Annotated in this window: 1 pseudogene; it reads left to right on the top strand. The window is 70.9% G+C overall.

The window, feature by feature from the left end:
• A pseudogene (locus U858_RS0133270) lies at positions 1–247 on the top strand (ABC transporter permease); the annotation flags it as partial.

Genomic DNA, 247 nt, shown 5'->3' with positions numbered 1-247 from the left:
CGCGCCGCAGAATCCCTACGATCTGGCGCAGCTGGACCTGCTCAACGCCGAACTGCCGCCGCGCTGGGTGGCCGGGGGCGAGGCCCAGTTCCTCCTGGGCACCGACACCCAGGGGCGCGATGTCTGGTCCGCCATTCTGTATGGCTCGCGCATGTCGCTGGTGATCGGGCTGGCCACCGTGGTGCTGTCGCTGGCGATCGGCCTGCTGGTGGGCCTGGCGGCCGGGTATTTCGGCGGCTGGGTCGAC

It is taken from the genome of Achromobacter sp. DH1f (assembly GCF_000633435.1).
In the GTDB taxonomy this organism is placed as follows: domain Bacteria; phylum Pseudomonadota; class Gammaproteobacteria; order Burkholderiales; family Burkholderiaceae_B; genus Achromobacter; species Achromobacter deleyi.
Note: the sequence above shows the minus strand (reverse complement) of the source record. Positions and strands in the feature narration are given on the sequence as shown.